The 24055-nt window shown below is 72.3% G+C and carries 19 protein-coding genes; 9 read left to right on the top strand and 10 right to left on the bottom strand.

Going from position 1 to position 24055, the window contains the following annotated elements; translation table 11 throughout:
* The first annotated feature begins 44 nt into the window (after positions 1-44).
* Positions 45-320, top strand: coding sequence for a DUF1876 domain-containing protein (locus GT045_RS19075; protein ID WP_161297146.1), 276 nt, complete (start codon positions 45-47; stop codon positions 318-320).
* 31 nt (positions 321-351) lie between these two features.
* On the opposite strand, the gene GT045_RS19070 is transcribed toward GT045_RS19075, so the two are convergent.
* The 4 genes from GT045_RS19070 to GT045_RS19055 all read right to left on the bottom strand — a co-directional run bounded on the left by GT045_RS19070 (position 352) and on the right by GT045_RS19055 (position 4478).
* Positions 352-1512, bottom strand: a complete 1161-nt coding sequence (locus GT045_RS19070; RefSeq protein WP_161333937.1) for a serine hydrolase domain-containing protein — start codon at positions 1510-1512, stop codon at positions 352-354.
* A gap of 371 nt (positions 1513-1883) precedes the next feature.
* A complete protein-coding gene (locus GT045_RS19065; RefSeq protein ID WP_161333938.1) occupies positions 1884-2675 on the bottom strand; it encodes an ABC transporter ATP-binding protein in 792 nt (263 codons plus the stop codon).
* Positions 2663-3424, bottom strand: a complete 762-nt coding sequence (cbiQ, locus tag GT045_RS19060) for a cobalt ECF transporter T component CbiQ (RefSeq protein ID WP_161333939.1) — start codon at positions 3422-3424, stop codon at positions 2663-2665. The genes GT045_RS19065 and cbiQ overlap by 13 nt, the downstream gene beginning before the upstream one ends.
* A gap of 1 nt (position 3425) precedes the next feature.
* Positions 3426-4478, bottom strand: coding sequence for an energy-coupling factor ABC transporter permease (locus GT045_RS19055; RefSeq protein ID WP_161297137.1), 1053 nt, complete (start codon positions 4476-4478; stop codon positions 3426-3428).
* Positions 4479-4626: 148 nt separating this feature from the next.
* Here GT045_RS19055 and GT045_RS19050 point away from each other — a divergent pair, with 148 nt between their 5' ends.
* Positions 4627-4965 carry an SsgA family sporulation/cell division regulator gene (locus GT045_RS19050; RefSeq protein ID WP_161297135.1) on the top strand — a complete coding sequence of 113 codons (339 nt, stop codon included), beginning with the start codon at positions 4627-4629 and terminating at the stop codon, positions 4963-4965.
* On the opposite strand, the gene GT045_RS19045 is transcribed toward GT045_RS19050, so the two are convergent.
* The 6 genes from GT045_RS19045 to GT045_RS19020 form a co-directional block, all read right to left on the bottom strand.
* Positions 4966-6627 (bottom strand): penicillin-binding transpeptidase domain-containing protein, encoded by a 1662-nt coding sequence (locus GT045_RS19045; protein ID WP_161297133.1) that lies wholly within the window; start codon positions 6625-6627, stop codon positions 4966-4968.
* Between the two features lie 96 nt (positions 6628-6723).
* The gene (locus GT045_RS19040) at positions 6724-8355 is read right to left on the bottom strand and encodes a penicillin-binding transpeptidase domain-containing protein (RefSeq protein WP_161333940.1); all 1632 of its coding nucleotides are present in this window, start codon (positions 8353-8355) and stop codon (positions 6724-6726) included.
* Positions 8356-8537: 182 nt separating this feature from the next.
* Entirely contained in the window at positions 8538-10553 is a 2016-nt protein-coding gene (locus GT045_RS19035) for a SpoIIE family protein phosphatase (protein ID WP_161333941.1), read from the bottom strand.
* 765 nt (positions 10554-11318) lie between these two features.
* On the bottom strand, positions 11319-11690 hold the full coding sequence (locus GT045_RS19030; protein ID WP_161333942.1) for a hypothetical protein: 372 nt from the start codon (positions 11688-11690) through the stop codon (positions 11319-11321).
* 15 nt (positions 11691-11705) lie between these two features.
* Positions 11706-12227 carry a hypothetical protein gene (locus GT045_RS19025; RefSeq protein ID WP_161333943.1) on the bottom strand — a complete coding sequence of 174 codons (522 nt, stop codon included), beginning with the start codon at positions 12225-12227 and terminating at the stop codon, positions 11706-11708.
* An 880-nt stretch (positions 12228-13107) separates the two neighbouring features.
* Entirely contained in the window at positions 13108-14865 is a 1758-nt protein-coding gene (locus GT045_RS19020) for a phospholipid carrier-dependent glycosyltransferase (RefSeq protein WP_161290595.1), read from the bottom strand.
* A gap of 126 nt (positions 14866-14991) precedes the next feature.
* Here GT045_RS19020 and rsmI point away from each other — a divergent pair, with 126 nt between their 5' ends.
* The 7 genes from rsmI (at position 14992) to GT045_RS18985 (ending at position 23583) form a co-directional block, all read left to right on the top strand.
* Positions 14992-15840: a 16S rRNA (cytidine(1402)-2'-O)-methyltransferase gene (rsmI, locus tag GT045_RS19015; RefSeq protein WP_161290593.1), complete on the top strand. Its 849-nt coding sequence runs from the start codon at positions 14992-14994 to the stop codon at positions 15838-15840.
* 465 nt (positions 15841-16305) lie between these two features.
* Positions 16306-16737, top strand: coding sequence for a hypothetical protein (locus GT045_RS19010; protein ID WP_161333944.1), 432 nt, complete (start codon positions 16306-16308; stop codon positions 16735-16737).
* A gap of 47 nt (positions 16738-16784) precedes the next feature.
* Positions 16785-17684 carry a TatD family hydrolase gene (locus GT045_RS19005; RefSeq protein WP_161333945.1) on the top strand — a complete coding sequence of 300 codons (900 nt, stop codon included), beginning with the start codon at positions 16785-16787 and terminating at the stop codon, positions 17682-17684.
* Positions 17685-17847: 163 nt separating this feature from the next.
* Complete coding sequence (locus GT045_RS19000) at positions 17848-19473, top strand: ubiquitin-like domain-containing protein (protein WP_345942600.1); 1626 nt, start codon at positions 17848-17850, stop codon at positions 19471-19473.
* A 256-nt stretch (positions 19474-19729) separates the two neighbouring features.
* Complete coding sequence (gene rsmA, locus GT045_RS18995) at positions 19730-20611, top strand: 16S rRNA (adenine(1518)-N(6)/adenine(1519)-N(6))-dimethyltransferase RsmA (RefSeq protein ID WP_161333946.1); 882 nt, start codon at positions 19730-19732, stop codon at positions 20609-20611.
* A complete protein-coding gene (locus tag GT045_RS18990) occupies positions 20608-21501 on the top strand; it encodes a 4-(cytidine 5'-diphospho)-2-C-methyl-D-erythritol kinase (RefSeq protein WP_161333947.1) in 894 nt (297 codons plus the stop codon). Before rsmA ends, GT045_RS18990 begins: the two co-directional genes overlap by 4 nt.
* A gap of 273 nt (positions 21502-21774) precedes the next feature.
* Positions 21775-23583: an ABC-F family ATP-binding cassette domain-containing protein gene (locus GT045_RS18985; RefSeq protein WP_161288458.1), complete on the top strand. Its 1809-nt coding sequence runs from the start codon at positions 21775-21777 to the stop codon at positions 23581-23583.
* Positions 23584-24055: the final 472 nt, after the last annotated feature.

Genomic DNA, 24055 nt, shown 5'->3' with positions numbered 1-24055 from the left:
GCGGTGGCGCACCCTGGAAGCAGCGATTGTCGGAGGTGGTCGTCATGATGCACACCCCTGTCGGATGGCACATCGAGCTGGAGTTCATGGAGGACGATCAGCACACCCGCGCGGTGGCCATGGTGCGCCTGCCCGACGGCGCCGAGGTACGCGGGCACGGGCGGGCCAGCAGGCACCGCGTCGACGCGAACCAGCCCCGGGTCGGCGAGGAGATCGCCGGCGCCCGGGCGCTCAACGAACTCGCCATGCAGCTGCTGACCAAGGCCCACGAGGAGATCGACGCGGACTCCGGGCGGATCTCGCACCCGATCCACGTGTGACGCCGTCCGGCGCGCGGGTGCCGCCGTCGGATCAGGCGAGCGCCGTGCGCACGGCCCGTACGAGCGCCTGCGCCCTCGGGTCGGCCGTCACACTCTGCCGGAACCCGTTGGTGACGTAGCCGAAGGCGATGCCGGTCTCCGGATCGGCGAAGGCGAGGGCACCGCCGCGGCCGGGGTGGCCGAAGGAACCGGGGGAGAGCAGCGGGGACGCGGGGCCGTGCAGCATGTACCCGAGGCCGAAGCGGGTGCCGACGACCAGGACGCGGTCCGCTCCGGCGGACCGCTCGGCGCGGGCCAGCTCCATGGTCTGCGGGGTGAACAGGCGGGTCCCGCCGTCCACGTCGCCTATGAGCGAGGCGTACAGACGGGCCAGTCCGTCGGCCGTGGCGATGCCGTTGGAGGCGGGCAGGGCGGCGGCCCGGTAGGCGGGGGCGTTCTCGTCGGGGAGCGGGGTGATCGCGGCGAACGCGCGCCGGGTGAGGGAGCCGGGGTCGGCGTACGCCTCGGCCACCGCGCGCTTGGGCCGGGTCTTCAGGCCGCCGGCGGTCTCGGGCGTCCGGGCCGGTCCGACGCGGCCCACGTGCGCCTGGCGCGGCTGCGGCAGGCCGAGCCACAGGTCCGCGCCGACGGGTGCGGCGATCTCGTCCGCCAGCCATTCGCCGACCGGGCGGCCGGTGATCCGGCGCAGGAGCTCACCGGTGAGCCAGCTGTAGGTCTGCGCGTGGTAGCCGTGGTCCGTGCCCGGCTCCCAGGCCGGCGCCTGGGAGGCGACCGCCGCGGCACCGGTACCGGGGTCGGCGGCCTCGGCGGGGGTCAGGGGGCGGTCCAGGGCCGGCACGCCCGCTCGGTGGGCGAGCAGGTGCCAGACACGCGTGTGCTCCTTGCCGGCCGCCTTGTACTCCGGCCAGTACGTGCCGACCGGGGCGTCCAGGTCCAGCTCGCCGCGCTGGTGCAGGAGCAGCAGCGCGGCGGCGGCGACGCCCTTGGTGGCGGAGCGCACGATCTGCGCGGTCCCGCGCTGCCAGGGGGTCTCGCCGTCCACGTCCCGGGTTCCGGCCCACAGGTCCACGACCCGGTGGCCGCCGCGGTAGACGGCCACGGCCGCGCCGCGCTCGCCGAGCAGCGCGAAGTTCGCCGCGAACGCCTCCCTGACCGGCTCGAAGCCCTCGGCCACTGTGCCGTGCACGTCCACGCCCGCCGTCCCTTTCCCTCGCCCAAGACAGTGCCTGCAACAGCGGCCTCCCGCCTGCGATTCCTCGGCGGGGGGCGGGACGGGCGTGAGATGTCTCTCAGTAAAGGGGGGCGCCTCGGGGCATCCGGGGCCCCTCGGCACTCACCACGGGGAGACGCCTCGGCATGGGGACGCCTCGGCACGGGGAGACGCCTCGGCACGGGGAGACGCCTCGGCATGGGGACGCCTCGGCACGGGGAGACGCCTCGGCACGGGGAGACGCCTCGGCATGGTGGGACGCCCCGGCACCGTGGGCGTCTCGGCACAGCGGACCCCTCGGCACCGCGGACCCCTCGGCGCCGCGGACCCCCTGGCGGCGTCCGCGGGTGCCGTCAGCGCCCCGGCGTCCGCGCCACCGCGCGCGGATCGAAGCCGAACGGCAGCTCCAGCCGGTGCGCGCCCATCAGCGCGTCGTCGGAGAGCAGGGTCCCGGTCGGGCCGTCCGCCACGATCACTCCGTCGCTGAGGACGAGCGAGCGCGGGCACAGCTCCAGGGCGTAGGGCAGGTCGTGGGTGACCATGAGGACCGTGACGTCCAGGGAGCGCAGGATGTCGGCGAGCTCCCGGCGGGAGGCCGGGTCCAGGTTGGAGGAGGGCTCGTCCAGGACCAGGATCTCCGGCTCCATGGCGAGCACGGTGGCCACCGCGACGCGCCGGCGCTGCCCGAAGGAGAGGTGGTGCGGCGGCCGGTCGGCGAAGTCCTGCATCCCGACCCGTTCCAGGGCGGTGCGCACCCGCTCCTCCAGCGCCGCGCCCCTGATCCCGGCGGCGGCGGGCCCGAACGCCACGTCCTCCCGCACGGTCGGCATGAACAACTGGTCGTCCGGGTCCTGGAAGACGATGCCGACCTTCTGCCGGATCGCGGCCATGTGCTCCTTGCCGACCGGCAGCCCGGCGACGGTCACCGTGCCGGTGCCGCCCCCCAGGATGCCGTTGAGGTGCAGCACCAGGGTCGTCTTGCCGGCGCCGTTGGGGCCGAGCAGGGCGACCCGCTCGCCGCGGGCGAGGGAGAAGTCCACACCGAACAGGGCCTGGTGCCCGTCCGGGTAGGCGAAGGCGAGGCCGGAGACCTCCAGCGAGGGCACGGGCGCGGACGCGGGCGTAGCAGTACTCACAGGACCCATCCCAGCAGACAGACGACGAGGGCGGCGCAGGGGAGGCCCAGCGCGTGCCGCCACTGCGCGCCGGACGCGGTCACCTCGTCGATGACCGGCATCGCGCCCGCGTAGCCGCGGCTCACCATCGCCAGGTGCACGCGCTCCCCGCGCTCGTAGGAGCGGATGAACAGCGCACCGGCGGACTTGGCGAGGACGCCCCAGTGCCGTACGCCCTTCGCCTCGAAGCCGCGCGACTCCCGGGCGATCCTCATCCGCCGCATCTCGTCGGTGATGACGTCACCGTAACGGATCATGAAGGACGCGATCTGCACCAGGAGCGGCGGCAGCTTCAGCCGCTGCAGCCCGAGCAGCAGCTCGCGCAGCTCGGTCGTGGCGGCCAGCAGCACGGAGGCGGCGACGCCGAGGGTGCCCTTGGCGAGCACGTTCCAGGCGCCCCAGAGCCCGTTCACGCTCAGCGACAGCCCCAGCGCGTGCACCCGCTCGCCCTCCGCCACGAACGGCATGAGCACCGCGAACGCGACGAACGGCACCTCGATCAGCAGCCGCTTGAGCAGGAAGCCGGCCGGCACCCGCGCGGTGCGGGCGACGGCCGCGAGCAGTACGGCGTACACCGCGAACGCCCACATCGCCTCGCGCGGCGTCGACACTACGACCACCACGAACAGGAACGCGGCGGCGAGCTTGGTGTGCGGCGGCAGGCCGTGCACGGGCGAGTGCCCGTGCCGGTAGAGCCTGTGCGCGTGCCCGGCACCCATGTCAGACGCCGGTGTTCACGGGGGACGCGTCGGCGTCGCGCCGCCTGCGCAGCGCCCAGAACACCGCACTGCCCGCGACGACGGTGACGCCCACGCCGATCACCCCGGCGAGGCCGCCGGACAGGCGGGCGTCGGAGACGTCCTTGACGCCGTAGTCGGCCAGCGGCGAGCCGGCCGAGGCGTGCTTCTCCTCCTTCTTGTCGATCCCCTTGTCGTGCGCGACCTTCTCCAGGCCGTCGGGGTTCGCGGAGGCGTAGAAGCTGACGAAGCCGGCGAGGACGAGCGAGGTGACCAGGCCGGTCACCCACAGGGTGCGCCGGGAGGTGCGTGGCGCCGCGGGCACCGTGGGCGGTGCGAGCGCCGGGGCGTCCACCAGGTCGCCGTTGACGCGCAACTGGAGCCGCCGGCGCAGACCGCGCGCACCGTGCACCAGGTCCGGGCGGACGGCGATGACGGCGCCGACCGTGAGCGCGGTGATGACCGCCTCGCCGATGCCGATCAGCACATGCACACCGATCATGGCGGTCGCGACCTTGCCGATGGAGACGTCGGTGGTGCCGCCGACCGCGTAGATCAGGGTGAAGACGACCGCGGCGGCCGGCACCGACACCAGCGCGGCGACGAAGGAGGCGACCGTGACCGAACGCCGCTTGCGGGGCAGCACGGCCAGCAGGGCGCGGAACACGGCGTACGACACGACGGTGGTGGTGATCGCCATGTCGGTGATGTTCACGCCGAGCGCGGTGAGGCCGCCGTCGGCGAACAGCACGCCCTGCATGAGCAGCACGACCGACACGCACAGCACGGCCGTGCAGGGGCCGACGAGTATCGCGGCCAGCGCGCCGCCGAGCAGATGGCCGCTGGTCCCGGCGGCGACCGGGAAGTTCAGCATCTGTACGGCGAAGATGAACGCCGCCACCAGGCCGGCCAGTGGCGCGGTGCGTTCGTCGAGTTCGCGGCGGGCGCCGCGCAGGCTCACCGCGAGGGCGCCGGCGGCGACCACTCCGGTGACCGCGGAGGTCGGGGCGTCGATGAATCCGTCAGGTACGTGCACCCGCCGATTTTAGAGCCGTCTTGCGAATGGTTTGCAAGAGAGAGGCGCTCTCGGCTTTCACCGGGCGGGTGCCGCAAAGTGTGCGACGCTTGATGGAAAGCGGATGCACAGCTTTCGCTTAGGTCACGGAGCGTGAGAGGGCGGTCCGATGTCTGTGGTCGAACAGTACGCGCGCGCCCATATCGTCACGGACGAGGAGGACCCGGGGGCCGTACCCGTCGTGCTGCGGTACGACCCCGACAGTGATCCCCGGTCGGTCCGGGTCGGCCTGCCCGGTCCCCACGAGTGGACCTTCTCCCGCGCGCTGCTCGAACGGGGTCTGCTGACGCCGGCGGCGAGCGGCGACGTCCGGGTGTGGCCCTGCGGCCGGGTCCAGGCCGTCGTCGAGTTCCACACCGACCACGGCGTGGAAGTGGTGCAGTTCGAGTCGAAGACCCTGCTCAGGTTCCTGGTGCGGACCTACATCGCCGAGCCGGTGCCGACCTGATCAGCTCCCGAGCTTCAGCAGTGCCGCCACGACGGGGCCGGCCGTGTCGCCGCCGTGCCCGCCCGCCTCGACCACGCCCGCGGCGGCGAGGTCGCCCCGGTAGGCGGTGAACCAGCCGTTCGGCTTCTTCTGGCCGTCGACCTCGGCCGAGCCGGTCTTCGCGCCGTAGTCCGGGCCGAGCCCCGCCATGGCCTCCGCGGCGGTGCCGGACGCGGCCGTGTACCGCAGCAGCTCGCGCAGCTGGGACAGCGTCCTGGCCGACATGGTGCGTGAGGCGGTGGCCAGCGTGCGGTGGTCGAAGGACGGCGCGACCAGGTAGGGCTGGTGGAAGGTGCCCGACCGCACGGTCGCCGCGACCGAGGCCATGTTCAGCGGGTTCATGCGCACCCCGCCCTGGCCGATCAGCGAGGCCGCCATCTGGGCCGCCGACTGCACCGGTACCGAGCCGTCGAAGGTGGGCACGCCGATCGCCCAGTTGTTCATCGACAGCCCGAACACCTGCTGGGCCTGCTTGGTCAGGTCGTCGTCCTTCAGCTTCTTCGCCTGGCTGATGAAGGCGGTGTTGCAGGAGCGGGCGAAGCTCGCCTTGAAGGTGCCGCCCTTGATCTCGAAGTCGTCGTCGTTGTGGAACTTCCAGCCGCCGTAGGTGAACGTCTTCGGGCACGGGTGCGCCTTGTCCGGCGCGGTCAGGCCCTTGTCGAGCAGCAGCGACGACGTGATGACCTTCATGGTGGAGCCGGGGGCGAGGGAGCCCTGGAAGGCGGTGTTGAAGCCGTGCCCGTTGTTGGCGACCGCGAGGATCTCACCGGTCGAGGGGCGCAGGACGACCACGGAGGCACGCGGGCGCTTGGCCACCTGCTTCTCGGCCGCCGCCTGGAGACCCGGGCTGAGGGTGGTCCGCACGGTGCCCGGGGTGCCCTCGCTCAGCTCCACCAGCGTCTTGTCGGACAGCTTGGCCTCCTTGGACGCCTTGCCGCGCACCACGCGCAGCTCCACGCCCGCAGTGCCGCCCGCCCGCTTGCCGTACTTCTCCCGCAGCCCGTCCAGCACCGTCCCCAGGGACGGGTAGTCGGCGGTGTCGAGGACACCCCCGTCGCGGTCCAGCGCCTTCACGGGCGGGGTGCCGGACTCGCCGGTCACGAGGGTGTCGCCGTCGCGCAGGTCGGGGTGGACGACGGCCGCGTGCCAGTCGACCAGCGGCTCGCCGTCACCCGGGCGGCGTACGACGGTGAGCGAACCGGCGTACTTCAAGGGCTTGCTGAAGCCCCGGTAGGACACCGTCGCCTGCACGGCGAACGGCACCTCGGCGCCCTTCGCCGGCCCCGGGGTGAACGTGACGTCCTTCAGGTGGGCGTCCTTGGCGTAGCCGGTGAGGAGCTTGCCGGCGGTGGAGGGCTCGTCGGTGGCGGACGCCGCCTCGGCGACCTTGCCGTGCTGCCAGGCGGTGAGGAAGCGGGTGGAGGCCGTGCGGACCTCGGTCGTGGTGAGCGGGCCGGTCTTCACGGCCTTGTGCCCGGCCGCGGAACCCTCGTCGGCCGCCGCCCCGCCGTCGTACAGCGCGTAGACGCCGAACCCGGCTCCGCCGACCACCACGGCGATCATCCCGCCGAGTACCGCGGGTCCGGTCTTCCGTCTCTCGGCGACGCGCCTTCTCTTGCCCACAGTTTCCGTTCCTCCGCGCCTTTCCCAGGGTCTTCGCAGCCCTCACAATCCCCAACGACGGCAATCACCTTAAAGTCCCCGCCTCCCCGGGTGACGTCAGCCGGCGTTCCGTAGCACGCTTGCGACAATCGGCCCGGCGGCGTCGATGCCGTGCCCGCCGTCCTGGACCATGGCCGCCGCGGCCACGTCGTCGCGGTATCCGGTGAACCAACTGTCCGACCTGGCCTCTCCGTCGACCTCGGCCGAACCGGTCTTCGCGCCGACGTCCCCGCCGAGCCCGGCCATCACGCCGGCCGCGGTGCCGCTGCGGGCGGTGCGGTTCATCATCGCGCGCAACTGCCCGCTCGTGCCGGAGGACAGGCCGCGTGCGCGTGCCGGTTCGCGGCCGTCCAGCTTCAGCGGCACGATCACCGGCTGGTGGAAGGAACCGGTCTTCGCGGTCGCCGTCACGGAGGCCATGTTCAGCGGGCTCATCTGCACCTGGCCCTGGCCGATCAGGCCGGCCGCGGTGTCCGGGCCGCCGGAGGCGGGCACCCGGCCGTCGAAGGACGGCACCCCGATCTGCCAGTTGTTCCGCCCGAGCCCGAACCGGTCCTGGGCCTCCGCGGTGAGGGAGTCCACCTTCACCTCGTCGGCGAACTTCACGAAGGCGGTGTTGCAGGAGCGGGCGAAGCTGTCGGAGAGGGTGGCGTGCTCGTCCGGCTGAAGGCCTTTCAGGTTGTGGAAGGTCTGGCTCTGCCAGACGGCCGACGGCGGGCACGGGGCGGGTCCGTCCGCGGTGGTCCTGCCGGTGTCGATCAGGGTCGCCGCACTGATGATCTTCATGGTGGAGCCGGGGGCGCGTTCGCCGAGGAGGGCCGCGTCGAAGCCGTCCCGGCGGTTGTTGGCGACGGCGAGGATCTCGCCGGTGCTCGGCCTGACGGCCACCACGGACGACTCCGGGTACTTCAGGACGGCCGCCTCGGCCACCGCCTGGGCGCTCGCGCTCAGCGTCGTGGGGAGCTTTCCGGGCCTGCCCTTGGCCAGGGTGAGGAGCGGGGTGTCCGCGGTCCGGCCGCCGTCCGCGGCCACCTGATGGCGTATCACCAGTTCCACCCCGGGCCGGCCGCCGGTCCGGTCGCCGTAACGGCTGCGCAGCTCGTCCAGGATCGGGCCGAGGGAGGGGTACTTCACCCGGGTCAGCACCTTCCCGTCACGGTCGACGGCCTCGATCTCCGGAGCCGCCGACTCACCCGTGGTGAGGGTGTCCCCGGTGCGCAGGCGCGGGTGGACCACGGAGGGCTGCCAGTCGACCAGCGCGCGGTGCGATGTCCTGCCGCGCACGACGGTCAGGGAGCTGCGGTAGGCGAGCGGGTGGGACGTGCCGGCGTACGACACCGTCGCCTTCACCGTGAACGGCACCGTGTCACCGGCGGCCCTGCCGGGTGTGATCCGCACCGCGCCGATGTGGGCCGCGCCGCCGTACGCCGCCAGCAGTTCCTGGGCCGCCTCCGGGTAGTTCGTGTACGACGCCGCGGTCGCCGCGTCGCCCTTCTCCCAGGCGGCGAAGAACGCCCCGGTCGCACCCTTCACCTCGGAGCCGTCCGGGGGACCCGTCCGCACCGCGGCCGCGCCCCCGCCGTCGTCGCCGTTCACCGCGGACGCGAAGTTGTAGAGCCCGTATCCGGCACCGCCCAGCAGGGTGACGCACACCCCGGCTATGACGACCGCCTTGACCCCGTTGCGCATGACGCGGACTCCCCTCCCGTTCACCCTGTTGAACATGTTCAAGCAGGTGCCGGGAGCACTGTAAGCGGTTGCGGTGCCGTCGTGGCAGGCGTTGTCGAACCGTGATCGGGCAGGGTGTCCGGCCGCGTAGGGGGGGCCGGTGGGGCCGAGTCCGTCCCGCCGCCCGCCCTGCGGCCGGGCGCTCACCGGGGGGTGGCGGTGCCGACCCGGGCGATGAGAAGGGCGATGTCGTCCTGCGCGGGGGCCGGGGCGAGGCGGTCGACGAGGGTGTCGGCCAGCTCCTCGAGGGACGGATGGACGCCGGCGAGGAGCCGGGTGAGCTCGTCCAGGCGCTCGTCGAGGTCGTACTCCCGCGCCTCGACCAGCCCGTCGGTGTAGAAGACGAGCACTGTCCCGGGAGCGAGGGGGATCTCGGTGGTCGTGTACGAGATGCCGCCGATGCCGAGGGGCGCGCCGGAGGGCAGGTCGACGAGGCGGGCGGTGCCGTCGGGGGTGATCAGGGCGGGCGGGGGGTGCCCGGCCCGGGCGAACCGGCAGAGGTTGGCCGCGGTGTCGCACACGCCGTACAGGCAGGTGGCCAGGATCGGGCTCTCGAGATCCTGCATCGTCCGGTCGAGCTGGTGCAGCAGCTGGTCGGGGGCCAGGTCAAGGCGGGCCAGAGCGCGCAGTGCGCTGCGCATCTGCCCCATGACGGCGGCGGCGGGGATGCCGTGCCCCATGACGTCGCCGATGGACAGGGCGGCCCTGCCGGAGGTCATGGCGGCCACGTCGTACCAGTCCCCGCCCACCTCACCGGCGTCGGACGCGGGCAGGTAGCGGTGGGCGATCTCGATGCCGTCGGGAGGGCTGAGGCTGTGGGGCAGCATGCTTCGCTGGAGCGTCAGGGCCGTGTCGTGCTCGCGGGCGTAGCTGAGGGCGTTGTCGATCGCCGAGGCGGCCTTGGCCGCGATCTCCCCGGCGTCGGACAGGTCGTGCTCCGCGAACGGGCCGGGGTTGTCCGCCCGCCAGAGGCCCACCGTGCCGAGAAGGGTGCGCCGGGAGTACAGCGGGGCGGTGATCAGCGAGTGCATGCCGTACTCCAGCAGCCTGCCGGCCTGCCGGCCGTGGCGGGCCTGCCATGCCCAGGAGGTGTGGAGGTCCGGCACGACGGCCGCGGTCGCGGTCGCGAGAGCGATCCGCGAGCCCACGGGGTCGAGCGGGGGATCGTCGCGGACGCCGCCCAGGGCGACGCGGCGAGCGCACGCGCCGTGCTCGTCGAGCGGCTCGTCGACGAGCAGGACCGGCAGGGCCAGATCGACGGTGACGAAGTCGGCGAACCGCGGGACCAGCACGCGCACCAGCTCCTGTGCGGTCTGCCGCGCGTCGAGGGTCGTACCGATGGCGATGCTGGCCTCGTACAGCAGCCCGAGGCGGTCATGGGCGCTGCGGGCCTGCTCACGGCTCTCCCCGAGCGAGCGGGCCATGGTGTTGAACGCCGTCCCGAGCTGACCGATCTCACCCCTGCCGGACTCGGACATCCGCACGGTGAGGTCGCCGCCGGCGAGCCGTGACGCCACGCCGGCCGCCTTGCGGACCGGCCAGACGACGGCCCGGATCACGTACCCGGCGAAGCCCGCGATGAGAAGCATCGAGCCGGTGAGGCCGATCGACCCCGCCACGACCGCCTCCCGGGCGTCGGAGTCGGCCGCGCTCTCCCGCGTCGCGACCAGCGCCTCCTGGGCCGATTCGTACCGGTCGAACTGCTTCCTGAGCGCGTCGACGCGCCGCTTGCCGTCCAGCGTCGCCGCCACGCCGCGGGCCCGGGGATCCCCTCGGCTCGCGGCCGCCACCAGCGGGATGGAGTGGGCGTGGATGAGGGATTCGCCGGCCTGCCGGATCTGCTGGGCCAGGATCTTCTGGCCGGGGGTGGTGCTGAGGCGCACGAGCTGCCGCGCCTGGCCGGAGAACGTGGTCCGGGCGGTCTGCCAGGGTTCGAGGAACTGCTTCTCCCCGGTGATGACGAAGCCGCGCTGGCCCGTCTCCAGGTCGACGACGAGCCCCTCGACCGTCCTCGCCTGGGCGAGCGCCGTCTGCGCGTGGCGGCCGGCGGCCGCCGACTCGCCGAGCCCGATGATCGACCGCAGCAGCATCGTGAAGGCGAGCCCGATCAGCAGGGCCAGCAGCCCACCCGCGACGGCGGTAAGGGGCACCAGCCCCATACGCGCGCGTCTCTTCCGTGGAGCTGACATGCACATCCCCAACCCTGTGCACCGAAACCGACGGTCGGGTCACCGGCAGGGCGGTCTCGCGGCGGGATCCGTCCCCTCGAGTCTAGGTGCGGTGCGCCGGACCCGCCGGAAGAGCCAGGCCGCACAGCAGGGCGGCCCGCCACGACACGGAACCGCCCTCGCGCGTCCGCGCGGCCATACCCAGGTGGGGACATCTCGCTATGGGCTCCGAGCATATGAGCCCCGAGCACCCGGTCCGTGCTGGAGACGGGCGGTCGGGGCTGCACTCGACTTCTGATCGTCCTCGGTACGGCAGGGCGTCACGCTGAGCACTCTGGTGACCTGAAAACGTGGACCTGTGTTATCGCGAAACCCGTGAGGAAATGAGCACCAAAAGGGCAGGTAAAGCTGTGGCGCCGAGCGAGAGGAACGTTCCATTGGCTTGCGCTGCATAAAACATGGGATATGCGCCGGCTGACATGACAGAGATGGCCCATACCGCTGCGAACATGCCGCAGATTGCTAGGACCGCCCAGGACGAACGGCGCGCGGAGCTTACGGCACGGCCTCGGTCACTTTTCCAGGCAGCGACTGCTCGTAGCAGCGTTGCCGAACAGACGCCCAGCGCGGCGGCGGCGACGACGGATAGGAAAGCGGGCCCAGTTCCGAGCAGCAGGACACCGAGGAGGAAATACCACAATGCACACAGGGTTAGGACCGGGCGCATGCTTCCCCTTCCGCATCAGTCAGTCGGTGTCAGCCCGCAGCTGGAGCTGTCGGCTCCACTTCGACGTGCTCGATGGTATGCCCCTTGCCGTCGGTCTCCGTCCAGCGCTTGGCGTCGGGATTGTCTGTCGCCGCACGGCCTAATCCAGGCGTGGACGGCTGTTGGCCGCTTGGCACGTAGACCTGCTTACCGTCTCTGTCTTTGAGGGGTTTCCCATCCGATCCCATGACGGGGAGCTTGTCGGGAATCTTGCTGACGTCGGTCGTTCCGTCAGCGTTTACCCACGCCGGCGGTGGCGGCGGCGTGTGCCCCGTATCGGTTGCCATCGCGGATGATGCTGCTGCCCCGCCGGCGATGATGAGTGCTGCTGCGGCGACGGCTCCGGTAAGAATCTTGCTCATGTGGCACCTTCCGCTCTACGGTTCGATGAAGTGGGATCCGGACCAAATCGGGACGTTACGGCCGTACCAAGTGCCGCCGTAGTAGAGGCCGGAGCCCGCCTTGGTGGCGTAGTCGCCGCCTCCACACGGGGGGTATACGCCGAAGTCGTAGCTGGTTGTGAGGATGCTGGTCTTTTTGGTGTTGTAGATGCCGCTCATATACTCACGGCAGACGTACCATGTACTGCCGTTGTACTTCATATATTGGTAGCCCACTTCGAGGTTGCCGGCTGGGCGCTCGTAGGGGAAAATGCAGCCGCCGATTCCGGTTCCATTTTGTCCGGCATGGCCTTGGGTTTTCGTGTAGCCTCCGCGGCCGCCGTGAGAGACTTCGGAATAGGTGTACTCACACTTTGAACTGTCGGAGTTCGACCACACCTCTTCGTCCTGATAGACGACGTGGGCGCTAGCGGAGGTGGATGTGGCAAGGCCTAGCACAGTGGCCGCACCGATGACGCCTGCCGCCTGTACTGCTTTGCGGACTTTGTCGTGTAACAACGAGCCTCCCTCTGGTGACTGTCGCGGCTGACGCTAGCAGGGGCGTGGTCACGTAGGAGCAAGGTTGGTCATGTTTAGGACAAAATAGTATCTAAGGCTTGCCTTAAAGAGGCCCCATCGCCTGCGCTGGACCCCTGAATAGATTCCTCGGCCGACCCTTGTTTCCCCAGGTGTCCCACGACGGTAGGCCATACGCGAAAAGCCGCAGGTCGTAGTGGTGAACTAAGTCCGCTGTACAGCTGCTGCGCTGGCGCCTGCTGCCCGTTAGCCGAGGGCCAAGGGGCATGTGCGGCTACTCGTGGCCCTGCCGCCAAGAGCATGGTGATACCGGAGATGTGCCTTGTTGATCCGGTGAGCGGGGTGCCGACGGGGCCGGCCTTGAAGGTGCCGTCGGCGGTCACACGGACGGTGTCATCGGCGTCCGCGTAGATGGCGAGTGCGTCGAACTGGACTCGGTGGTTAGGGCAGAGAACGAGCAGGCTGGACAGCGGGCGACCGAGGCCGCGGATGTGGGCTGCTTCGCTGTGAGTGCCGAACCGGGCCAGCACTTGCAAATCGCAGAAATCGCAGAACTGGCTTCGATCAGCATGAAGTCTGGTAGATGGCTTCCCACGGAGCCCTCCTGACGCCGTCATCCTGTGGGAGTGATCTTGCCATGTCTGGGTCTCACTCCGTGGGGCAGACGTGGAGGTCGCCGGTGCGTTAGACCGTTAGCGCTGGACAGCAAGGACTACCCGCGCGGTCTGTGAATCTCCCAACTAGGCCAGCGGGACGGGGCCGTCTCCGGGCCGTCTGAGGGCGGCCAGCGACGACCTCCGACGGCCAACAACGACCAAGACGGCCCGGCATCGTGCCGGGCCGTCCTCGCGTGTCCACCCTGCTAGACCCAGGTGTCCAGCCACATCCGCGATCTCCACTGGTCGATGGGGATGGCGGTGCCGGTGTACAGGGGCCAGAAGTAGATGAAGTTCCAGGCGATCAGCAGTACCAGTACGCCCGCCGCCACCGCGCCCACCAGGCGGCGGGTGTCGCCGGAGCCCGGTGGGCCGATGATCGCGCCGATCATCATCGCCACCGCCAGACACAGGAACGGCAGGAAGACGACCGCGTAGAAGAGGAAGATCGTCCGCTCCTGGTACAGGAACCAGGGCAGGTAGCCGGCCGCGATCCCGCACGCGATGGCACCGGCCCGCCAGTCGCGGCGGAACGCCCAGCGCCACAGGACGTAGGCGATCGCGAGGCAGGCCGCCCACCACAGCAGCGGCGTACCGAGCGCCAGCACCTCGCGGGCGCACTTCTCGCCCGCGTCCGCCGGGCAGCCGTCCGCGCCGGGGGAGGGGGACTCGTAGAAGTACGACACCGGGCGGCCCAGCACGATCCAGCTCCACGGGTTGGACTGGTACGTGTGCGGCTGGTCCAGGTGGACGTGGAACTTGTAGACCTCGTGCTCGTAGTGCCACAGGCTGCGCAGCCAGTCCGGCAGGAACGACCAGGTGCCGCCCTTGCCGTCGGTGGCCGCCCAGTTGCGGTAGTAGCCGCCCGTGCCGTCGGCCGGGGAGAGGATCCAGCCGGTCCAGGACACCACGTAGACCACCAGCGCCACCGGGACCGTCGCCACGAAGGCGATGCCGGTGTCGTACTTGAGGGCCGCCAGGTACGGGCGGTGCGCGCCGGCCACCCGGCGGGTGCCGACGTCCCACAGGACCGTCAGCACACAGAACGCGGCCATGACGTACAGGCCGTTCCACTTCGTGCCGGCGGCCAGGCCCAGCATCACGCCGGCCGCCCAGCGCCAGGGGCGCCACCCGAAGCGGAAGGCGTCGGCGACGTCCGCGTCCGGCCGGACCCGGCCGTCCGGCAGCACGGGCAGCGCGGCGGCCAGTCTCTCCCGCGCCCGGTCCCGGTCGACGACCAGACACCCGAACGCGGCCACCACGAAGAACATCAGCACGCCGTCGAGCAGCGAGGTCCGGCTCATCACGAAGTGCAGGCCGTCCACCGCCATCAGCGCGCCCGCGAGACAGCCCAGGAACGTCGAGCGGAAGATGCGGCGCCCGATCCGGCACAGCATCAGCACGCTCAGCGTCCCCAGCAGCGCCGTCATGAACCGCCAGCCGAACGGGTCGAACCCGAAGAGCATCTCGCCGAGCCCGATCACGTACTTGCCGACCGGCGGGTGCACCACGTACGCCGGGTCCACCGGCACCGCCAGCCGGCCGTGCCGCTGGAGCACCAGGTCGTTGGCGTTCTTGCCGTACTGGTCCCAGCTGACCTCGAAACCGCGGTGGACGAGCGCCCAGGCGTCCTTGGCGTAGTACGTCTCGTCGAATATCACCGCGCGCGGGCTGCCCAGGTGCCAGAACCGCAGCACGCCCGCCAGCAGCGTCACCAGCAGCGGCCCGCCCCAGCCCGACCAGCGGGTGATCCGCGAGGCGAGGACCGGCGACGCGCCGAGCGCCCGCCACAGCCGGGGGCTCGGCTCCGCGTACGGCGGCACCAGCCGGTCGCGTACGTCGCCCGAGGGCGCGTCCTTGGCCGGTACGTACCCGAATCGGCGCAGCCGCTGCTGCCACGACGGCCGCCGGTCGTGCGGTGCCTGGTCCTGCCGGAGGTCCATGGAGGACGCGGTACTGGTCACCGCGCCATCGTAGGGAACCGTGCTGTGCGAGTCCCGTGCATGTGCGGTACCGGTCGGGACACGGTCGGATTCCCCCCGTTCGCGGGCGCCCGGAACCGGCCCCCGGACTCCTGGGAGGATGGGGGGGTGACTGGAACCCTTGTCCTCGCAGGTACCCCCATCGGCGACATCGCGGACGCGCCGCCCCGGCTGGCCGAAGAACTGGCCGGCGCCGACGTGGTCGCCGCCGAGGACACCCGGCGGCTGCGCCGGCTCACCCAGGCGCTGGGCGTCACGCCCAAGGGCCGGGTGATCTCGTACTTCGAGGGCAACGAGTCGGCCCGCACCCCCGAGCTGGTCACGGAGCTGCTCGGCGGCGCGCGCGTGCTGCTGGTGACCGACGCCGGCATGCCCTCCGTCTCCGACCCCGGCTACCGGCTGGTCGCAGCCGCCGTGGAACAGGACATCCGGGTCACCGCCGTGCCCGGGCCGTCCGCCGTGCTCACCGCGCTCGCCCTGTCCGGGCTGCCCGTCGACCGGTTCTGCTTCGAGGGGTTCCTGCCCCGCAAGGCGGGCGAGCGGCTGTCCCGGCTGCGCGAGGTCGCGGCCGAGCGGCGCACCCTCGTCTACTTCGAGGCCCCGCACCGGCTGGACGACACCCTCGCCGCCATGGCCGAGGTCTTCGGCGCGGACCGGCGGGCCGCCGTCTGCCGCGAACTGACCAAGACCTACGAGGAGGTACGGCGCGGTCCGCTGGCCGAGCTGGCGCGGTGGGCCGCGGAGGGCGTGCGCGGGGAGATCACGGTCGTGGTCGAGGGCGCGCCGGAGACCGGGCCCGAGGAGCTGGACGCCGCGGAGCTGGTCCGGCGGGTGCGGGTGCGTGAGGAGGCCGGCGAGCGCCGCAAGGAGGCCATCGCGGCGGTGGCCGCGGACGCGGGACTGCCCAAGCGAGTGGTGTTCGACGCGGTGGTCGCGGCCAAGAACGCGGCCGGCTGAACGCCTTTCGTGACGGCCGGCCGAACGCCTTCCGCGACGGCCGGCCGAACGCCTTTTGCGCTCTGTGCCGCGGCCGGCTGAACGCCTTTTGCGCTCTGTGCTGCGGTCGGCTGAACGCCTTTCGCATGATGTGCCGCGGCTGGTTGGACGCCTTTCGCGTCATGTGCCGCGGTCGGCTGAACGCCTCTCGGAACACACGCGGAACACGTCCGCGCACACGCCACCGACCTGCCGGAACACCCTTTTGAGCGCGGCGCGCGTCGGCTGAGCGCGCGTCCCATGGCCGGGCAAAAGGCTGACGAGGAAGGCAAAGCCCACGCTTCCCATCCGGGGTGATTGGGCAAGCAGAGTCCAAATCGCCTCCAACAGTCGACAGGGCTGATGCATTCACGCCGGTGGAGGCGTCCACTGGTCGAAGGGACGCACCCGTCCATCAGGGACGCACCCGCGCAACAGGGAGCTGGCATGAGTGACATAGCAGGACGCACCGGCCTCCGCGGTACGGCCACAGCCGTCGTTCACGAGTCGTATTCGTTCGCCTGCATGCGCTGCGGGCACGGCTGGGAGCAGTCGTACGAGATAGAGCACCACACGGACGCCGAGGGAGCGGAGTTCGTGCTCTACGTGGCCGACGGCCGCGTCGTGCCGTCGCCGCTGAGCCGGCCCAGCTGCCAGAACTGCGACGGCCATGTCGTCCGCATCATGCGTGCGGGCCAGGTCTCCTCCGTGCGCAGCGTCGCGGAACGGCGGCACCACCCGGTACCGCAGGCCGGGCCGGCCGAGGCGCCGCAGGTGCCCGCGCCGGCCAGGGACGCGCGCGAGGCCGCGCCGGCCGGGGAACCGCACCACTGGCACCTTTCCGACATCCTGCACCCCTTCCAGCGCAAGGCCGGCTGAACCCGGCGCCGGTCCGCGAAGGCATGCCCCTTTCGTAGGATCGGGGCATGCCTTCGAACGCCGGCCCGCACCCCAAGGGCGACGACAAGAACGCGGCACCGCCGCTCCCGGCACCCCTGCGGGTGCCCGTCGCCGACTCCCACACCCACCTGGACATGCAGTCCGGCACGGTCGAGGAGGGCCTGGCCAAGGCCGCTTCGGTGGGCGTCACGACGGTCGTCCAGGTCGGCTGCGACATCAAGGGCTCGCGGTGGGCCGCCGAGACCGCCGCCGCCCACGAGAACGTCCACGCCACCGTCGCCCTCCATCCCAACGAGGCGCCGCGCATCGTGCACGGCGACCCCGACGGCTGGTCCCGGCAGGGCGCCCGGGGGCCGGGCGGCGACGCGGCGCTGGACGAGGCACTCGCCGAGATCGACCGGCTCGCCGGGCTGCCCCAGGTCAAAGGCGTCGGCGAGACCGGCCTCGACCACTTCCGCACCGGCCCCGGGGGCAAGGCCGCCCAGGAGCGCTCCTTCCGCGCCCACATCGAGATCGCCAAGCGGCACGGCAAGGCGCTCGTCATCCACGACCGCGACGCCCACGCCGACGTGCTGCGGATCCTGAAGGAGGAGGGCGCCCCCGAGCGCACCGTCTTCCACTGCTACTCGGGTGACGCCGAGATGGCCGAGATCTGCGCCCGCGAGGGGTACTTCATGTCCTTCGCCGGCAACGTCACCTTCAAGAACGCCCAGAACCTGCGGGACGCCCTCGCCGTCGCCCCGGCGGAACTGGTCCTCGTGGAGACCGACGCGCCCTTCCTGACCCCGGCGCCGTACCGCGGACGGCCCAACGCCCCGTATCTCGTTCCGGTCACGGTCCGCGCGATGGCGGCCGTGCGCGGTGTCGACGAGGACGTGCTGGCGACGGCGCTGGGCGCGAACACGGCCCGCGCTTTCGGTTACTGAGAGTGTATCGATCGTAACCGGCCGATAACGCCCGGCGGGATGCGGCCGGCATCCCGCCGTGACGATGCGTGGTCGCGCCGCTTTGGAGAGTGACCGGCGCTCCGCTAGGTTCTGGGCCCGATCCGGACCCCTCTGGCCTTCGGGCCCTCTGGAGCGTGTCGGCGTGAGCAACACTCAGTACGAGACCTTCGCGGCGTACGGCCCCTATGCCGCGCCACCGGGCGCACCGGGCGGCGCGTGGCCCGGCCTGCACGACGCGGAGACGGTGGGGTACGGGACGCCGGTGTACGACACGGCACCGCACGGGGCGGCCGGGCGCGACGGCACGCCGTGCGAGACCGGGTACGCAGCCGGGTGCGGGACCGGACGCGGCGCGGAGTACGGCACGCGGTACGGGACGGAGCGCACGGAGTACGAGGACACGTACCGGCCCGCCTACGAGACGGGGGCGTTCGCGCAGGCGGCGGTCCACCCGGGCGGGACAGAGCAGCGCGTGCTGCCCCGGCAGGGCGGGGCCGGGTCGCCGACGGAAGGGGCGGGCTGGGACGGCCCGCACGCCGTGGACGCGGGGGTGGACGTCGAGCGCGACGAGTCCGACGAGTCCGACGAGTGCGACGAGAGCGACGAGTACGCCGCGCAGGCCGGGCCGGCGGGACGGGCCGCGCGGCGGCGCCGGGCGCGCTACACCGAGCGCCCGGACTCCGCCGTGCGCCGCCTGCTGCCGCAGGCGCTGGTCGTCGCCTTCCTCGCCGGTGGCACCACCGCCTTCGTCGCCGAGGACAAGGCGGTCGAGCTGAACGTCGACGGCAGACCGCGCACCCTGCACACCTTCGCCGACGACGTCGGCGAACTCCTCTCCGAGCAGGGCGTGGCCACCGGGGCGCACGACGTGATCACACCCGCCCCCGGCGCGGCACTCGCCAGCGGTGACGCCGTCGCCGTGCGGTACGGGCGCCCCGTACGGCTCACGCTGGACGGCCGCCGGCACGAGGTCTGGACGACGGCGCACACGGTGGAGGGCGCGCTGGACGAGCTGGGCGTGCGGGCCGAGGGCGCCTACCTGTCCACCTCGCGCTCCCAGCGCATCGGCCGCGCCGGCCTCGCGCTCGACGTGCGCACCGAGCGCGCGGTCACGGTCATGGCGGACGGCCGGGCCCGCACCGTCCGCACCAACGCGGCCACCGTCCGCGAGGCCATCGAGGAGGCCGGGATCACCCTGCACGGCCAGGACACCACCTCCGTCGCGCCCGACAGCTTCCCGCGGGACGGGCAGACGGTCACCGTGCTGCGGGTGAGCGGCCGGCGCGAGATCCGCGAGGAGCAGATCCCGTTCGAGGTCGAGCGGTCCGAGGACCCGTCGCTGTTCAAGGGCACCGAGGTCGTGGCCCGCCCCGGCCGGCCCGGACTGCGCCGCATCACCTATCTCGTGCGTACCGTCAACGGGGTCGGGGAGAAGCCGCGCCGCGAGAGGTCCGAGGTGGTGCGCATGCCACGCAAGCAGATGGTGAAGGTGGGCACCAAGCCGCGGCCGGCCTCCGTGCACGGCGCCGACGACCTGAACTGGCACGGGCTCGCCGTCTGCGAGTCCGGCGGCCGGCCGGACGCGGTCGACCCCTCGGGGACGTACGGCGGGCTGTACCAGTTCGACACGCGCACATGGCACAGTCTCGGCGGCAGCGGGCGCCCCCAGGACGCTCCCGCGGAGGAGCAGACGTACCGCGCGAAGAAGCTGTACATGAGCCGCGGCACGACCCCCTGGCCCCACTGCGGCGCCCGCCTGCACAAGTGACCACGCCCCCCGGGCGGTCCGCCGCCGTACAGCCCCGCGCCCGGGGACCCCACCGCGGGCCCCCGCCACGGCCCACCCGGACCGTCCGCCGCCGCATGTCCCGCCCGGACCGCCCGCCGCCGCACGTTCCACTCGGGCCGCCCGCCCGGCCCTGCACCCCGGCGCCCCGCCGTCCGCCCGGCATTCCGCCGTCCGCCCGGTGGCCGGTCACCCGGCGGGGGCGGGAGGGGTACGGGCGGGCCCGTACCCTTGTCCCGTGAGCAGCCCCCTCCCCGACGCCCTCCTCGGCCCCGCCGACATCCGTGAGCTCGCGGCAGCGCTCGGTGTCCGTCCCACCAAGCAGCGCGGCCAGAACTTCGTGATCGACGCCAACACGGTCCGCCGTATCGTCCGCACCGCCGACGTCCGCTCCGATGACGTGGTCGTCGAGGTCGGACCGGGGCTCGGCTCGCTCACCCTCGCCCTGCTGGAGGTCGCCGACCGGGTCACCGCGGTGGAGATCGACGACGTCCTGGCCGCCGCGCTGCCCGCCACCATCGCCGCGCGCATGCCGGAGCGGGCCGACCGGTTCGCGCTGGTCCACTCCGACGCGATGCACGTCGCCGAGCTGCCCGGCCCCGCGCCGACCGCCCTGGTGGCGAACCTGCCGTACAACGTCGCCGTCCCCGTGCTGCTGCACATGCTCGACACCTTCCCCACCATCGAGCGGACGCTGGTGATGGTGCAGGCCGAGGTCGCCGACCGGCTCGCCGCCGCGCCCGGCTCGAAGGTGTACGGAGTGCCGTCCGTGAAGGCCAACTGGTACGCGGAGGTGAAGCGGGCCGGTGCCATCGGCCGCAACGTCTTCTGGCCCGCGCCGAACGTCGACAGCGGGCTCGTCTCCCTCGTCCGGCGGACGGAACCGATCAAGACCACCGCGTCCCGGCACGAGGTCTTCGCCGCCGTCGACGCGGCCTTCGCCCAGCGCCGAAAGACGCTGCGGGCGGCGCTCGCCGGCTGGGCCGGGTCCGCGGCGGCGGCCGAGGCGGCCCTGGTCGCGGCCGGGGTGTCCCCGCAGGCGCGCGGGGAGTCGCTGACGGTCGAGGAGTTCGCGCGCATCGCCGAAAACCGGCACGCGTACGAGGGGACGGGCGAGTGAGCGTCACGGTCAGGGTCCCGGCCAAGGTCAACGTCCAGCTCGCCGTGGGCGCCGCCCGCCCGGACGGGTTCCACGACCTGGCCAACGTCTTCCTCGCCGTCGGCCTGTACGACGAGGTCACCGTGACCCCGGCCGACGAACTGCGGGTCACCTGCGCGGGACCGGACGCCGGCCAGGTCCCGCTGGACCGCACCAACCTCGCCGCGCGCGCGGCCCTCGCCCTCGCCGGGCGCCGGGGCGTCGAGCCGGCCGTGCACATCCACATCGCCAAGGACATCCCGGTCGCCGGCGGCATGGCGGGCGGCAGCGCGGACGGCGCGGGCGCGCTGCTGGCCTGCGACACGCTCTGGGGTACCGGCGCCTCCCGCGCGGAACTCCTCGCGATCTGCGCCGAGCTGGGCAGTGACGTGCCGTTCAGCCTGGTCGGCGGCGCGGCGCTGGGCGTCGGACGCGGCGAGCTGCTGACGCCCCTGGAGGTCGGCGGCACCTTCCACTGGGTGTTCGCGATGGCCGCGCGCGGGCTGTCCACGCCGGCGGTCTTCCGCGAGTTCGACCGGCTCGCCGAGGGCCGGGAGATCCCCGAGCCGGTGGCCTCGGCCGAGCTGCTGGAGGCGCTGGCGAAGGGAGACGCGGACGCGCTGGCGGCGGCCACGGCCAACGATCTCCAGCCGGCCGCGCTGTCCCTGTTCCCCGAGCTGGCCCGCACGCTGGAGGCCGGGCGCGAGGCCGGCGCCCTCGCCACGCTGGTCTCGGGATCCGGGCCCACGACCGCCTTCCTCACGCGCGACGCCGGGTCGGCGGAGAAGGTGGCCGAGGCCCTCCGGTCCTCCGGCACCTGCCGCACGGTACGCACGGCGGCGGCGCCGGTGCCGGGCGCGACGGTCCTGTAGGGGGCGGAGCGCGGACGGTCCTCCAGGGGCGGAGCGCAAGTCCTGTAGGGGGCGGAGTGCGGACGGTCCTCCAGGGGGGGCCAAGCGCGTCGGACGCGATCAGCCCGTCCGCGGTCCGGCCGCGCGCACGGGACGTCCCGCCGGCCGGCGCCGGCTGCACCGCCGTACCCGATGCCCCCTCGCTCCCCGCCCCCACCCCCCGAGGCCCTACGCTAGAAGGCTGACCCCCGCGGCTGAGCCGCATGCCGACACAGCCCCGCGCACAGGAGTGAAATGGCCGTCAACCTGGTCAATGTCGAGAACGTCAGCAAGGTGTACGGCACCCGTGCCCTGCTGGACGGCGTCTCGCTCGGTGTGTCGGAAGGGGACCGGATCGGGGTCGTCGGGCGCAACGGCGACGGCAAGACCACCCTCATCCGGATGCTCGCCAAGCTGGAGGAGACCGACACCGGACGGGTCACCCACTCCGGCGGGCTCCGCCTCGGCGTGCTCACGCAGCACGACTCCCTCGACCCCGCCGCGACCGTCCGCCACGAGGTCATCGGCGACATGGCCGACCACGAGTGGGCCGGCAACGCCAAGGTCAGGGACGTGCTGACCGGACTGTTCGGCGGGCTGGACCTGCCGGGCTTCCCCAAGGGGCTCGACACCGTCATCGGGCCGCTCTCCGGTGGCGAGCGGCGCCGGATCGCGCTCGCCAAGCTGCTCATCGAGGAACAGGACCTGATCGTCCTGGACGAGCCCACCAACCACCTCGACGTCGAGGGCATCGCCTGGCTCGCCCGGCACCTGCAGAACCGGCGCTCGGCCCTGGTGTGCGTGACCCACGACCGGTGGTTCCTCGACCAGGTCTGCACGCGCATGTGGGACGTGCAGCGCGGCGACGTGTACGAGTACGAGGGCGGCTACTCGGACTACGTCTTCGCCCGCGCGGAGCGCGAGCGGATCGCCGCCACGGAGGAGGCCAAGCGGCAGAACCTGGTCCGCAAGGAGCTGGCCTGGCTGCGCCGCGGCGCCCCCGCGCGCACGTCCAAGCCGCGCTTCCGGGTCGAGGCCGCCAACGAGCTGATCGCGGACGTGCCGCCGCCCCGGGACAGCAGCGAGCTGATGAAGTTCGCCTCCTCGCGGCTCGGCAAGACCGTCTTCGACCTGGAAGACATCACCGTGCAGGCCGGCCCCAAGGTGCTGCTGAAGCACGTCACCTGGCAGCTCGGGCCGGGCGACCGGATCGGCCTCGTCGGCGTGAACGGCGCCGGCAAGACCTCGCTGCTGCGCGCCATGGCGCAGGCGGCCCGCACCGAGGGCGAGGAGCAGCCCGCGGCCGGCCGTATCGCCGTCGGCAGGACCGTCAAGCTCGCCTACCTCTCCCAGGAGGTCGCCGAACTCGACCCCGCCCTGCGGGTCCTGGAGGCCGTGCAGCAGGTCCGCGAGCGCGTCGACCTCGGCAAGGGGCGCGAGATGACGGCCGGGCAGCTGTGCGAGACGTTCGGCTTCAACAAGGAGAAGCAGTGGACCCCGGTCGGGGACCTCTCCGGCGGTGAGCGGCGACGGCTCCAGCTGCTGCGGCTGCTCATGGACGAGCCCAACGTGCTCTTCCTGGACGAGCCCACCAACGACCTCGACATCGAGACCCTCACCCAGCTGGAGGACGTTCTCGACGGGTGGCCCGGCTCGATGATCGTCATCTCCCACGACCGGTTCTTCGTGGAGCGTACGACGGACCGGGTGTTCGCCCTCCTCGGTGACGGCGCCCTGCGGATGCTGCCCCGAGGTATCGACGAGTACCTGGAGCGGCGTCAGCGCATGGAGGAGGCCGTCGCGGAGAAGACCGCCGCCGCGGCGCCCAAGCCGGCCGGCGCCGAGAAGAGCGCCGCCGACCAGCGCGCCGCGAAGAAGGAACTCCAGAAGATCGAGCGCCAGTTGGACAAGGTCTCCGAGAAGGAGGCCAAGCTGCACGCCCGGATCGCCGACAACGCCACCGACTTCGCGAAGGTGGCCGAACTGGACGCCCAGCTGCGGGACCTCGCCGGGGAGCGCGAGGAACTGGAGCTGCGCTGGCTGGAGCTGGCCGAGGACGCGTGACAGGGGGAGCGCGCGCCGTCGTGGGGTGAGGGCGCGCGCCCCGGTCGTGCGGGGGAGGCGTGGGCGACGCGATCCGGCCGCGTGCAAGGCCGGTGCGCGCGCCGCGTGAAGGGGGCGTGAAGGCGCGTAACGGCGGCATCACGGGCCGGTTCTCCCTTGGGAACAGCGGCGGACGAGGGCCCGTGGACTGTCGGTGCCGGGTGATAGAAAGAGCCGTCTGAAAACTGTCTGAGAACGACCTTGGGTCTGTCACGAACCTCAGGGCGTGGCTAAAAATCAGTGAACGAGGGGGAACAGCGCTGATGACTCAGCCGCCCGACCAGCCGCCGCAGGGCGAGTTCGGAGCACCGCAGGACCAGCCGCCGCAGGGCGGGTTCGGAGCACCGCAGGAGCAGCCGCCGCAGCCCGGCGGCTTCGGTGCCCCGCCGCCGCCGGCGCAGCCACCGGCCCAGGGCGGGTTCGGCGCCCCCCA

The sequence above is a fragment of the Streptomyces sp. SID486 genome, from assembly GCF_009865385.1.
Lineage (GTDB): Bacteria > Actinomycetota > Actinomycetes > Streptomycetales > Streptomycetaceae > Streptomyces.
This window is presented reverse-complemented; position numbering and strand designations above follow the sequence as displayed.